This is a genomic window from Comamonas sp. JNW, assembly GCF_003105075.1.
Lineage (GTDB): Bacteria > Pseudomonadota > Gammaproteobacteria > Burkholderiales > Burkholderiaceae_C > Comamonas > Comamonas squillarum.
Window position 1 is genome coordinate 107902 of record NZ_QETI01000008.1, and the last position, 13035, is coordinate 120936.

Annotated in this window: 11 protein-coding genes; 10 read left to right on the forward strand and 1 reads right to left on the reverse strand. The window is 64.3% G+C overall.

Annotated features, from left to right (window positions below; translation table 11 throughout):
* The first annotated feature begins 116 nt into the window (after nucleotides 1-116).
* From DCO45_RS13345 to DCO45_RS13365, 5 genes are all read left to right on the forward strand, one after another.
* A complete protein-coding gene (locus DCO45_RS13345) occupies nucleotides 117-1067 on the forward strand; it encodes a siderophore ABC transporter substrate-binding protein (RefSeq protein WP_116926299.1) in 951 nt (316 codons plus the stop codon).
* A 37-nt stretch (nucleotides 1068-1104) separates the two neighbouring features.
* The gene (locus DCO45_RS13350; protein WP_116926300.1) at nucleotides 1105-2136 is read left to right on the forward strand and encodes an iron chelate uptake ABC transporter family permease subunit; all 1032 of its coding nucleotides are present in this window, start codon (nucleotides 1105-1107) and stop codon (nucleotides 2134-2136) included.
* A 1-nt stretch (nucleotide 2137) separates the two neighbouring features.
* Nucleotides 2138-3139: an iron chelate uptake ABC transporter family permease subunit gene (locus DCO45_RS13355; protein ID WP_116926301.1), complete on the forward strand. Its 1002-nt coding sequence runs from the start codon at nucleotides 2138-2140 to the stop codon at nucleotides 3137-3139.
* A 15-nt stretch (nucleotides 3140-3154) separates the two neighbouring features.
* Nucleotides 3155-3910: an ATP-binding cassette domain-containing protein gene (locus tag DCO45_RS13360; RefSeq protein ID WP_116926302.1), complete on the forward strand. Its 756-nt coding sequence runs from the start codon at nucleotides 3155-3157 to the stop codon at nucleotides 3908-3910.
* 72 nt (nucleotides 3911-3982) lie between these two features.
* Nucleotides 3983-4330, forward strand: coding sequence for an FHA domain-containing protein (locus tag DCO45_RS13365; RefSeq protein ID WP_116926303.1), 348 nt, complete (start codon nucleotides 3983-3985; stop codon nucleotides 4328-4330).
* 36 nt (nucleotides 4331-4366) lie between these two features.
* Here the strand turns inward: DCO45_RS13365 and queA are convergent, their stop codons facing one another.
* Nucleotides 4367-5512 carry a tRNA preQ1(34) S-adenosylmethionine ribosyltransferase-isomerase QueA gene (gene queA, locus DCO45_RS13370; RefSeq protein ID WP_116926304.1) on the reverse strand — a complete coding sequence of 382 codons (1146 nt, stop codon included), beginning with the start codon at nucleotides 5510-5512 and terminating at the stop codon, nucleotides 4367-4369.
* 179 nt (nucleotides 5513-5691) lie between these two features.
* Between queA and DCO45_RS13375 the strand changes: the two genes are divergently transcribed.
* The 5 genes from DCO45_RS13375 to ubiA all read left to right on the forward strand — a co-directional run bounded on the left by DCO45_RS13375 (nucleotide 5692) and on the right by ubiA (nucleotide 12933).
* A complete protein-coding gene (locus DCO45_RS13375; RefSeq protein WP_232539460.1) occupies nucleotides 5692-7227 on the forward strand; it encodes a glycine betaine ABC transporter substrate-binding protein in 1536 nt (511 codons plus the stop codon).
* An 87-nt stretch (nucleotides 7228-7314) separates the two neighbouring features.
* Nucleotides 7315-9537 carry an ATP-dependent DNA helicase RecG gene (gene recG / locus DCO45_RS13380; protein WP_116926397.1) on the forward strand — a complete coding sequence of 741 codons (2223 nt, stop codon included), beginning with the start codon at nucleotides 7315-7317 and terminating at the stop codon, nucleotides 9535-9537.
* Between the two features lie 502 nt (nucleotides 9538-10039).
* On the forward strand, nucleotides 10040-11008 hold the full coding sequence (locus tag DCO45_RS13385) for a LysR substrate-binding domain-containing protein (protein WP_021028298.1): 969 nt from the start codon (nucleotides 10040-10042) through the stop codon (nucleotides 11006-11008).
* Between the two features lie 193 nt (nucleotides 11009-11201).
* The gene (locus tag DCO45_RS13390) at nucleotides 11202-12002 is read left to right on the forward strand and encodes a phosphatase PAP2 family protein (RefSeq protein ID WP_165841198.1); all 801 of its coding nucleotides are present in this window, start codon (nucleotides 11202-11204) and stop codon (nucleotides 12000-12002) included.
* Nucleotides 12003-12048: 46 nt separating this feature from the next.
* Complete coding sequence (gene ubiA / locus DCO45_RS13395) at nucleotides 12049-12933, forward strand: 4-hydroxybenzoate octaprenyltransferase (RefSeq protein ID WP_116926307.1); 885 nt, start codon at nucleotides 12049-12051, stop codon at nucleotides 12931-12933.
* Nucleotides 12934-13035 lie beyond the last annotated feature (102 nt).

A 13035-nucleotide genomic window follows, 5' to 3' on the forward strand; every position in this document is an offset into this window, starting at 1 on the left:
ATCTCCATTCCATCAACCGCTGGGGCTCAGCGTGCGGGCGCAAGAAAAACAGTAGCGATACGGTCTTGGGTCGGGTGCATGCAGGGGCTGCCGGCTTTCCAACCAAAGGATGTTCCATGTCGCGCTCCGCTCGCTCTACCGTCAACCGCCGCCAGTCGCTGCTGCAACTGGGTGCCTTGGTGACCCTGCCCTGGGCGGCAGGCGCCGCACTGGCGCAGCAGACCCTGACGGTGCAGCAAGCGGGCGGCCCGGTGCAGATCCCGGTCAAGCCCAAGACCATCCTGGTGTTTGACCTGGCCGCGCTCGACTGCCTGCGCGCACTGGGCGCCGAGGTCAAGGGCGTACCCGAAGTCGTGAAGTTCCCGCCGGTGCTGGAGCAATACGCCAGCAAGGACTACACCCGCATCGGCAGCCTGTTCGAGCCCAACTACGAGGTGGTCAAGGGCCTCAAGCCCGATGTGATCGTCGCCGGTGGCCGCTCGGCCGCCAAGGTGGCCGAGCTGGCCAAGATTGCGCCGACCTTGGACCTGACGGTGGACAACACCCAGCCGGTGGCCAGCGCTTTCAAGCATTTGAAGATCCTGGGCGAGATGGTCGGCAACGAAGCCCAGGCCCAGACCTTGATGGCCGCGATGCAGGCCGATATCGACAAGCTCAAGGGCCTGACGGCCAACAAGGGCGCCGGCCTGATGGTGATGACCAATGGCGGCAAGCTCAGCGCCTATGGCCCGGGCTCGCGCTTTGGCATGCTGCACGATGTCTATGGCATTCCCGCCGCCAACAAGGACATCAAGGTGGCTGGCCATGGCCAGGCGATCTCGTTCGAGTTCATCCTCAAGACCAACCCGGACTGGCTGTTTGTGCTGGACCGCGATGCCGCCATTGGTCGCGAAGGCGCATCGGCCGCCAAGCTGCTGGACAACCCCCTGGTCAACGCCACCAAGGCGGCCAAGAAAAAGCAGATCGTCTACCTGAACTCGGCCAACTGGTACCTGCTGGGCAATGCCAGCCCCGGCTCGTTGCATGACGATGTGACGCAGCTGATCAACGCGTTCTCCAAGGCCTGATTGGCGTGCTGAGCCAGCCCCCGTTGCGAGCCACAGCATGACGACCTTGACCGACCAAGCGCCACGCGGCGGGCGCAGCCCTGCGCTGCGTGCGCTGGCCTTTGCACTGCCCGCCGTCGCGGCTCTGGCCTTGCTGGCCTTTGTCAGCCTGCTGGTGGGCGTCAGCGATGTGTCGGTGACGACCTTGCTGCGCCTGTTCTCCCACAACGACGATGACCTGGCCACCCAGGTGCTGGTGGCCAGCCGCGTGCCGCGTACCCTGGCACTGCTGCTGGCCGGCAGCGCGATGGCGGTGGCCGGCCTGCTGATGCAGATGCTGGCGCGCAACCACTATGTCGAGCCTACGACCATGGGCACGGCCGAATCGGCCGGTATGGGCATGCTGATCGGCATCCTGTGGTGGCCCGATATGCCGGTGTTCGGCAAGATGGGTCTGGCGGCGGTGTTTGCACTGGCGGGTACGGCCCTGTTCCTGGCGGTGCTCAGCCGCATACGGCTGCGCTCGGCGCTGATCGTGCCCTTGGTGGGCCTCGTGCTGTCGGGCGTGATCGAATCGGCCACCACTTTTATCGCCTACCGCTTTGACCTGATGCAGGCGGCGCGCTCCTGGATGACGGCCGATTTCTCGGCCATTGTGCAGGGCCGCTACGAGATGCTCTGGCTGTCGCTGGGCATCACGGCGCTGGCGATGCTGGCGGCAGACCGCTTCACGGTGGCCGGCATGGGGCAGGACTTCGCCACCAACCTTGGGCTCAACTACAAGCGCCTGGTGGCGCAGGGCGTGCTGGTGGTGGCGGTTGTCACCGCGTCGGTGATCGTCACTGTCGGCATCATTCCCTTTGTCGGCCTGATCGTGCCCAACCTGGTGCGCCTGGTGGTGGGCGACAACGTGCGCAAATCCGTGCTCTGGGTCGCCTGGGCGGGGGCCTTGATGGCGCTGGCCTGCGACCTGATCGGGCGCGTGGTCATCGCCCCGTACGAGATACCGATCGGCACCGTGATGGGGGTGCTGGGCAGTGCGATGTTCCTGGCGCTGCTGCTGTCGCGCCGCAAGCGCATGGGAGGCTGAGATGAACAGCTTGTCTACCTCGCCTGCCGTGGCGGCGCCTGCATCTGTCTCGTGGCTGGGCACGCCGGCGCGGCGTCTGTGGCTGCTGCTGGCCTTGGCGCTGCTCGCCAGCCTGTACTTTATGACCAGCCAGGTGCAGGCCGAGTGGAGCTTTGTGCTGCCCCTGCGCGGCAAGAAGCTGGCAACCATGTGGACGGTGGCCTTTGCCATCGGCGTCTCCACCGTGCTGTTCCAGACGGTGACCAACAACCGCATCCTGACGCCGGCGGTGATGGGCTTTGACGCGCTGTTCCAGCTGATCCAGTCGGTGCTGGCCTTTACGTTGGGCGCAGCGGCCATGCAGATTCCGGAGCTCTCGCGCTTTGGCATGAATGTGGGGCTGATGGTGCTGCTGTCGACGAGCCTGTTTGTCTGGCTGTTCCGGGGCCAGGCCAGCAACCTGCATTTGCTGCTGCTGGTGGGCATTGTCGCGGGTATATTTTTTCGCAGCCTCAACAACTTTGTCTGGCGCGTGATGGACCCCAATGAGTTCACCGTGCTGCAAGACCGCTTGTTTGCGAACTTCAACACGGTCTCGCTTCCCTTGCTGCTGCTGTCGCTGCCGGCGATTGCACTGGTGGGCATCTGGGTCTGGCGCCAGCGCCACATGCTCGACGTGCTGGCGCTGGGGCGCGAGGTGGCCGTCAACCTGGGCGTGAACTACCAGCGCGCGGTGATGGGCGTCTTGGTGGTGGTGGCCATTTTGGTGTCCATCTCGACCGCGCTGGTCGGGCCGGTGACCTTTTTTGGCCTGCTGGTGAGCAACATGGCCTACCAGCTGATGCACAGCCACCAGCACCGCTACACCTTGGCCGGCTCGGTGCTGCTGGGCGGCTTGTTGCTGGTGGGCGGGCAGATGGTGCTCGAGCGCCTGTTTGGCTTCAACACCTCGCTGTCCATCGTGGTGGAGTTCCTGGGCGGACTGACCTTTATCTATCTTTTAGTGCGCAAGGCCAAGAGCTGAGCGCAGCGACCAGCCATGATTGAAACCGACAAGCTGTGCAAGACCCATGGCACCACGACGGTGCTGCATGACCTGAGCCTGCGCATTCCCCAAGGGCGGCTGACGGCCATCATCGGGCCCAATGGCGCGGGCAAATCGACGGCACTGTCGCTCATCAGCCGGCTGATGCCGATGACCTCGGGCACGGTGCGCATCGAGGGCCAAGACATCACGACCACCGCCAGCGATGCGCTGGCGCGGGTGATGGCGATCTTGCGCCAGGACAACCAAAGCGCTCTGCGCCTGACGGTGCGTGACCTGGTGGCCTTTGGCCGCTTTCCGCATTCCAAGGGCCGGCTGACCGAAGAGGACCGCGTGCATGTGGATGCGGCGCTGAACTACTTGAAGCTCCAGCCGCTGGCAGAGCGCTTTCTCGACGAGCTCTCGGGGGGCCAGCGCCAGCGCGCCTACATCGCCATGGTGCTGTGCCAGAACACGCGCTACATCCTGTTTGACGAGCCGCTCAACAACCTGGACATGGCCCATGCCGTGGGCATGATGAAGCTGCTGCGCCAGGCGGTGCAGGATGCCGGCAAGACCGTGGTGGTCGTGCTGCACGACATCAACTTTGCCGCCAGCTATGCCGACCACATCATCGCGATGAAGGGCGGCGCGCTGTACTGCGAAGGCCCGCCCGAGGTGGTCGTGCGCGACGAAGTGCTCAGCGACCTCTATGAAATCCCCGTGCAGGTGCATGAGGTGGGGGGCCGGCGCTTTTGCGACTATTTCTGAATTGCGCCTTGGTTTGGTAGATTGGCGACGGCGCATGCCACCTTGCAACGGCAACCACAGAAGGCACCTGCGATGGCAAAAGATATTCTGGTCAAGGACAAGAAGCGACTGAGCCTGCACACCTGGAGCGTGGAGGAGGGCTTCTCGACCATTGGCCGCGACCCCGGCAGCCGCTTTATGCTGGACCACCCCAGTGTGAGCCGCAGTCACGGCGCGTTTTTTCTGCGCGAACGCGCCGGCGTGCTGACCATCGAGGACCATGGCAGTACCAATGGCACCTTGGTCAACGGCGTGCCGGTCAAACGCAAGATTCTCTTCGCCGGCGATGTGGTGCAGATCGGCGATTTCCAGCTCTATATCCTGCAGGGATCGGCCGCGCAGGGGCAGCCCGGGCCTGCGCTGGGCAGTGGCCGGGCTTGAGTCGGCCTGGGCCCGGCTGGAGCCTGGCCATGGGCGTCAGAACGCAGCAGGCAGCTGCTCGGTGGCCGCGTCGGCCGCGGCCGGCTCCTTTTGGCGCTGCAGCAGCATCGAGTCACCATAGCTGAAGAAGCGGTACTGCTGCGCAATCGCGTGCTGGTACAGGCCCATGATGTGCTCGTAGCCGGCAAAGGCGCTGACCAGCATCATCAGGCTGCTCTTGGGCAGGTGGAAGTTGGTGACCAGCATGTCGACCACGCGGAACGGGAAGCCGGGCGTGATGAAGATATTGGTGTCGTCCGAGAGCTGGCCGGTGCGGGCCCAGGACTCCAGGGTGCGCACCGTGGTGGTGCCTACCGCGATGACCCGGCCACCGCGCAGGCGGCAACGCTCCAGCGCCGCCAGGGTGGGCAGTGGAATGTTGTACCACTCGCTGTGCATCTGGTGGTCTTTGAGGTTCTCGGTCTTGACCGGCTGGAAAGTGCCTGCGCCCACATGCAAGGTGACGCTGGCGCGCTCCACGCCCTTGGCCTCCAGGGCCGCCAGCACCTTCTCGTCAAAGTGCAGCGCGGCGGTGGGGGCGGCCACGGCGCCGGGGTTCTTGGCAAACACGGTCTGGTAGCGCTGCTCGTCCTCGGCCTGGTTGGGATCCTGGCCGGTCTGCTGCTCGCGCTCTATATAAGGGGGCAGGGGGATGTGGCCGTGCTGCTGCATCAGCTCCCAGGGCGATTCGCCGTTGGGGCCGCTCAGGCGCAGGCGAAACAGTGCGCCCATCTCGTTGGGCCAGCGGCCCAGCAAGGTGGCGTCAAAGCCGCCGGCCTTCTTGCCGCCCATCATGTGCAGCACGCCGCCCACGGCCGGCTTTTTGCTGACCTTCATGTGCGCGACGACTTCGTTGTCCTGCAGCACGCGCTCGATCAGCAGCTCGATCTTGCCGCCGCTGGACTTCTCGCCAAAGATGCGCGCCTTGATCACCTCGGTGTCGTTGAAGACCAACAGATCACCGGCCTGCAGCAGATCGGGCAGCTCGTGGAAGCGGCGGTCCACCAGGCCGGGCTCGCGCGCATCCAGCAGGCGGGAGCCGCTGCGCTCGGCAGCCGGGTGTTGGGCAATCAGTGCTTCTGGTAGCTCGAAATCGAAATCGCTCAGTTGAAAAGTGCGGCGGGCACCGGAGAAGGCAGTCATCGTTGGCTCATGCAGGCGGAACACACCCGCAGCTCACAGGGATCAAAACAAGGGGGCGATTGTGCCACTGTGGCAGAGGCGCAGCAGGCTGCGCGGGCTTGGGGCCGTTGGTGGTGGCCTCCTACGTGGCTGGGCGATGCGCTTGCTATAGTGGCCCGATGCAACGTCTTTGCCACTTGATGACCTTAGCGCTGGTCTGGGTTCTGGGCATCCTCGCGGCACCGGCTGCCGGGGCCGCGCAGGAGGAGAGCCTGCGCGTGGGCTCCAAGCGTTTTACCGAATCCTATGTGCTGGCCGAGATCATGGCCCAGCAGGCCCAGGCCGCTGGCGTCCAGACCCAGGTACGCCAGGGCTTGGGCAATACTGCCATCGTCTACGAGGCGCTGCGCTCCGGCCAGATCGATGTCTATGCCGAGTACAGCGGCACCATTGCGCTGGAGATTGCCAAGCATGCCAAGGGTAGCGACCTGGCGTCGCTGAACGAAGCGCTGGCGCCGCTGGGCCTGGCGGTGGGTGTGCCCTTGGGCTTTAACGACGGCTATGCGCTGGCGATGCGCCGCAAGCAGGCCGAGGAGCTGGGCATCCGAAGCTTGAGCGACCTGGCGCGCCACAGTCAGCTGCGCTATGGCCTGTCCAACGAATTCATTGGCCGGGGTGACGGCTGGCCGGGCCTGGCCCAGCGCTACCGCCTGCAGGCCAAGCCCCAGGGGCTGGACCATGGCCTCGCTTATGAGGCCATCACGCAGCAGCACATCGATGTGATGGATATCTACACCACCGATGCCAAGATCGACCATTTGGGCCTCTTGGTGCTGGAGGACGACCTGGCGTACTTTCCGCGCTATGACGCGCTGCTGCTCTACCGCCAGGAGCTGCCCCAGCAAAAGCCGGTGGCCTGGGCCGCGCTGCAAAAGCTGCAGGGCCGGATCAGCGAAGAGGCGATGATCGGCATGAATGCCCAGGCGGAGCTGCAGGGCCAGGGCTTCGCCGAGATTGCCAAGCAGTTTCTGGCAGGTGGGGCGCCGCAAGCGGCTGGCGCTACCTCGGCCGATGCCAAAGCCGCTGGCCAGCCCAGTTTTGCTGCGCGGCTGTGGACGCGTCTGGTGGCCCCCGATCTGTGGCGGTTGACGGCGCAGCATCTGGCGCTGGTGCTCATTTCGGTAGGGGTGGCGGCGCTGATGGCGGTGCCCGCCGGCATTGTGCTGTTTCCGCATGCACGCTCGCGCGCGTTGGCGCTGGGCGCGGCTGGGGTGCTGCAGACAATTCCGTCGCTGGCGCTGCTGGCGGTGTTGATTGCCTGGTTTGGCGTGATCGGGCGGCTGCCGGCGCTGGTGGCACTGACGGCTTATTCGATCTTGCCGATTTTGAGCAACACCTGCGCGGGCTTGGCGGAGGTATCGCCGGGTTTGCGCAGCGCGGGCTCGGCCCTGGGCATGACACGGCCGCAGCGCATGCGCTGGGTGGAGCTGCCGATTGCAATGCCCACGGTGGTGGCGGGTATCCGCACCGCCTGCGCGATCGGCATTGGCACGGCCACGATTGCGGCTTTCATTGGTGCAGGTGGCCTGGGCGAGCGCATTGTGACCGGTCTGGCCTTGAACGACAGCGCGTTGATGATGGCTGGCGCCTTGCCCGCTGCGGCGCTGGCGCTGCTGTCTGAGCTGGTGTTCGAGCTCTGGGAGCGCTATCTGCGGCGCCGTCGCGTGCGGCGCTGATGCTGCGGGCGGCCTGCAGAGGCACTGTCTTTTTAACCAGTCGTGCGGCAAAGCATGCCAGAATGCAGCATTGCTGAAACTGCCTCCATGTCCGCTGCCACGCCCGCCAACTCCGCTGATGATGCCGCGCCCGCCAAGGGGCGTAAGCCTGGCCGGCCGCGCAAGGTAACGGGCGCGACGCCTGAGGTGGCGCCTGCAGCCAGCGCCGCCAAGAGTCCTGCCAAGAACCCGGCCCAGCAAGCGCTGACCAAGTTGGGGCTGACGCGCGACATCGATCTGGCCCTGCACCTGCCGCTGCGCTACGAGGACGAGACGCGCATCATTGCGCTGCGCAATGCGCGTGACGGCGAGGTCGCGCAGATCGAGGCGACGGTGGTGTCGGCCGATGTGCAGCTGCGCCCGCGCAGGCAGTTGGTGGTTCGGGTGGAGGACGCCCATGGCGACCCCTGCGAACTGCGCTTTTTCAGCTTCTACCCCTCGCACCAAAAGACCATGGCCGTGGGCACTACCTTGCGCATCCGTGGCGAGGTCAAGGGGGGCTTTTGGGGCCGGCAAATGCTGCATCCGGCCTTTCGCCTGGCCGGTGGCGAGCTGCCTCAGTCGCTGACGCCCGTCTATCCCACCACGGCAGGGCTGCCCCAGCCCTATCTGCGCCGCGCGGTGATCAGCGGCGTGCAGCGCGCCGACCTGAGCGAGACCCTGCCGCCCGGTCTGGACCTGCCCTACGCCCGCTACCAGGGTGAGGGCGGCCTGGGCCGGGCCTACACCTTGCGCGAGGCGCTACATTTTTTGCACCACCCCACGCCCGATGTGGCGCTGGCAACGCTGGAGGACCATAGCCACCCGGCCTGGCAGCGCCTCAAGGCCGAAGAGCTGCTGGCCCAGCAGCTGTCGCAACTGACGGCCAAGCGCGAGCGCGACCGCCTGCGCGCACCGGCGCTGGCGGCGCAGCGCATGGCTGATGGCAGCCTGAACCTGCATGAGCAGTTTCTGGCCGCGCTGCCCTTTGCGCTGACCGGGGCGCAGCGCCGGGTCTGCGAGGAAATCGCCCGCGACCTGGGGCGCAACATACCGATGCACCGCTTGCTGCAAGGCGATGTGGGCTCGGGCAAGACCATTGTGGCGGCGCTGTCGGCGGTGATCGCCATCGATGCGGGCTGGCAGTGCGCGCTGATGGCGCCCACCGAAATCCTGGCCGAGCAGCATTTTGCCAAGCTGGTGGGCTGGCTCGAGCCCCTGCTCGCGCCGCGCGGCCTCAAGGTGGCCTGGCTGGCCGGTGCGCAAAAGAAAAAACAGCGCACCGAGATGCTGGCCCTGGTCGAGAGCGGCGAGGCCGCGCTGGTGGTGGGCACGCATGCCGTCATCCAGGACCAGGTGCAGTTCCAAAAGCTGGGGCTGGCCGTCATCGACGAGCAGCACCGCTTTGGTGTGGCCCAGCGCCTGGCGCTGCGGCAAAAGCTGCTGTCCACCGGCATGGAGCCGCATATGCTGATGATGAGCGCCACGCCCATCCCGCGCACCTTGGCGATGAGCTATTACGCCGACCTGGATGTCTCCACCATCGATGAGCTGCCCCCGGGCCGCACGCCGGTGGTCACCAAGCTGATCAGCGACAGCCGGCGCGATGAGGTGGTCTCGCGCATTGCCGACCAGATTGCCCAGGGGCGCCAGGTCTACTGGGTCTGCCCCTTGATCGAGGAGAGCGAGGCGCTGGACCTGTCCAATGCCACTGCGACCCATACCGACCTGAGCGAGGCGCTGCCCGGGGTCATGGTGGGTCTCTTGCATTCGCGCATGCCGACCGCCGAGAAAAAAGCCGTCATGGCTTTGTTCAGCGAAGGCGTGATGGGCGTGCTGGTCTCCACCACGGTGATTGAGGTGGGCGTCGATGTGCCCAATGCCAGCCTGATGGTGATCGAACATGCCGAGCGTTTTGGCCTGAGCCAGCTGCACCAGCTGCGCGGGCGGGTGGGGCGAGGCGCTGCCGCATCGGCCTGTGTGCTGCTGTACGCGGTGGGGGACAACGGCAAACTGGGCGAAACGGCCAAAGAGCGCCTGCGGGCGATGGCCGAAACCTCGGATGGTTTCGAGATTGCCCGGCGCGATCTGGAAATCCGGGGGCCGGGCGAGTTTCTGGGCGCACGCCAGTCAGGCGCCCCGTTGCTGCGTTTTGCCGATCTGGAGGCCGACAAGCATTTGTTGGAATGGGCGCGGGAGCTGGCGCCGCATATGCTGGACCGCTGGCCGGATCTGGCGGCCAGCCATGTGCTGCGCTGGTTAGGCGGCAAGGCCGAGTACCTCAAAGCTTGAAAACGGGTACATAGCTACCAGTTACGCTGCATGGCAGCATTGCAAACAAGATTCAAAAGTTGCGAAAACACGACGAAATTTAGGTAAATATTGATTGATTCGTGCTATGAGTGCTGCGCAAAATGATGATGGTGTTGCGTGAATAGAGGATGTTAAACGTATCCTGTAACTGGATTTATGGCGTATCTCGGCGTCAAAAACCGCAAATATGTCTTATGAAACAGGGAGGTAGCGAAGCAAGTAGGTGCATGACTATGTAGCATTATGTAAATGCCGGCATCCATATTTACCTACGTGAGCAGTGAGCAAGCGCTTGCATTTGACGCATAATAGATTAATGCTATTTTTGTTGTCGCTCATTGGTACCCATGGTGCTCTGGAATAGAGTACAACTCATAGCTTGCGGTTCTGATGAAACACAGTGTGGCACTTTGTCCTCTTGGCGCTCTAGCCAGGCGGTGCACAGGCCATGCACAATACGCGATTCGCACTAAAAACTGACATGACACTTACAGAGCTCAAATATATTGTTGCTGTCGCCCGTGAAAGGCATTTCGGCCGCGCCGCTGATGCCTGCTACGTGTCGCAACCTACCTTGTCTGTCGCCATCAAAAAGCTGGAGGAAGAACTCGAGGTCAAGCTGTTTGAACGCAGTGCCTCGGAAGTGTCGGTCACCAGTCTGGGTGACCAGATCGTGCGCCAGGCGCAAATCGTGCTGGACCAGGCTGCCGCGATCAAGGAAATTGCCAAGCGCGGCAAGGACCCGCTCGCCGGTGTGCTGACCCTGGGTGTGATCTATACCATCGGCCCCTATCTGCTGCCCGAGCTGGTGCGCCAGTCGATCGAGCGCACGCCGCAGATGCCGTTGATGATCAACGAGAACATGACCGCCAAGCTGCTGGAAATGCTGCGTACCGGTGAGATCGACTGCGCCATCGTGGCCGAGCCCTTCCCCGATACCGGTCTGGCCATGGCACCGCTGTATGACGAGCCCTTCTTTGCGGCCGTGCCCAGCGTGCACCCGCTGGCTACGCGTGACAGCATCTCGGCCAGCGAGCTGAAGAACGAAACCATGCTGCTGTTGGGCGCTGGTCACTGCTTCCGTGACCATGTGCTCGAAGTCTGTCCCGAGTTCGCGCGCTACTCCAGCAACACCGAAGGCATCCGCCGCACCTTTGAAGGCTCGTCGCTCGAGACCATCAAGCACATGGTGGCTGCCGGCATGGGTGTGACCTTGGTGCCGCGTCTGTCGGTGCCCAAGGATGCGCTGGAAAAGGGTGTGCGCCGCCGCAAGTCGGACGAGACCCATATCCGCTACATTCCGCTGACCGACGAGATCAACGACGAAGCACCCAAGCGCCGCGTGGTGCTGGTGTGGCGCCGCAGCTTCACCCGCTACGAAGCCATTGCCGCGCTGCGCAATGCCATCTTTGCCTGCAACCTGCCAGGCGTGACCATGCTGCAAGCCTAAACCGCGCTGCACGGTTTCTTTTGGACCCCATGCATGGCATGCCTGCATGGGGTTTTGTATTTTCTGGGGTGTTGTGAACGTGTTGTCTGTGTTGTTGCCGCTTCGGTGGCTGTTGTCGTTGGCCGCTGGCCGGGGCCTGTGCCGCCAGGGTCTGTGCTTGGCTGCTCTGATGCTTTTCGGTGCCGAGCAAACAATGGCCCAGAGCAGTCAGCTGCCTGGGGGATCGGGCATCGTCTTTCAAGGCTTGGCGATGTTGGATGCCTGGATGCCGGCGCTGCTCGTCACCTGGTTGCTTGCAGGGGCGCTGGTTCGGCGCTGGCTGCCGCGCAGGCAGGCCGCCGTGCTGTATGCCGCCAAGCGGCCTGTGGCGATGCCGCTGGGCGTGGCAGCGGGCTGCTTGCTGGTGTTTGCGATGCTCGCCTGGGTGGTGGTCTACCCGGAGCATGCCGGCCATGCCCGCTTGATGGCGGCCGATGCGGGGGCCCAGCAATGGGCGCAAGACCATGTCTCGGCGCCGGTGCGTGAGGTTTTGCATGTGCTGACCGCTGCGGGCGATGTGCGCTGGCTGGCGGTCATGGTGCTGCTGGTGGCGGGCTGGTTGGCGCTGGGCGCGCAGTGGCAGGCCTTGTGGGCCTGGGTGTTTTTCATCGGCCTCAATGGCCTGGCGGTGCGCCTTTTGAAAAACCTGCTGGACCGCGCCCGCCCCGAGGTGCTCCATGAGATGCTGACATCGGGCGCCAGTTTCCCCAGTGGCCACACCTCGGGCGCTGTGGTGGTCTATGGCCTGCTGTGGCTGGCGCTGCGCGGCCGCCTCTCGCCGACGGCGAGCCGGGCCTTGGCCTGGTTCTGCGCTCTGTTGGTCGCCACCATTGCGCTCAGCCGCATCCTGCTGCAGGCGCACTTTGCCAGCGATGTGCTCGCTGGCGCGCTGCTGGGCCTGGCCTGGTGCGCGCTGGCGGCCCTGGTGCTGGGGTGGGGCGGGCGCCAAAATTGACAAAGACAGGGCACAGGGTAGACCTGTGACGCTATGCTTGCCCCCTATGTCTGCTGCTGCCCATCCCTCCATCTCGCTGTCTGAGCGCTTTGCGCTGTACCTGGATCTGATCCGCTTCAACCGCCCTGCCGGCTGGCTGGTGCTGGTCTGGCCCACCTTGGTGGCGCTGTGGGCCGCGTCGGGGGGCTTTCCGGGCTGGCACCTGGTGCTGGTGTTTGTGCTGGGCACTTTTCTGATGCGCAGCGCAGGCTGCTGCATCAATGACATTGCCGACCGCAAGTTCGACCGCCATGTCAAACGCACGGCGCAGCGCCCCATCACCACCGGCAAGATTTCGGTGTTCGAGGCGGCGATGGTCGGCGTGGTGCTGACCCTGCTGTCGCTGGCGCTGGTGTTGACCACGCGCTGGGAAGCGGTGGCCTGGTCGGTGCCTGCCGTGCTGTTCACCATCCTCTACCCCTTTACCAAGCGTTTTTTTGCCATGCCCCAGGCTTTCTTGGGCATTGCCTTCAACTTTGGCGTGCTGATTGCGTTTGCCGCCGTGCAAGGCCAGGTGCCGTTGATGGCCTGGCTCTTGTGGCTGGCCAATATGTGCATGGTGCTGGCCTATGACACCGAGTACGCGATGGTCGACCGCGACGACGATCTGAAAATTGGCATGAAGACCTCGGCCATCACCTTGGGCCGTTTTGATGTCGCCGCCATCATGGCTTTCTTTGTGGTCTGCCTGGGCCTGACGGTGCTGGCGCTGGCACCCTTGCAGCTGGCCTGGCCCTGGTGGCTGGGCGTGGCTGTAGCCGCCGCGCAGATGCTGTGGCACTACAGCCTGATCCGCCAGCGCACGCGCGAAGGCTGTTTTACCGCCTTCAGCAAAAGCCACTGGATCGGTGTGAGCCTGTTTGCTGGCGTGGCGCTTGCCTTTGCACTGTGACCTGGTTGTGACCGGGTGGTGACAAGGGCGGCGATGTCGGTTTTTGGGAACGCTTACAGTTTCTGACACGGAGCTTTCATCGCCAGCGGCGACAAAGAGAGG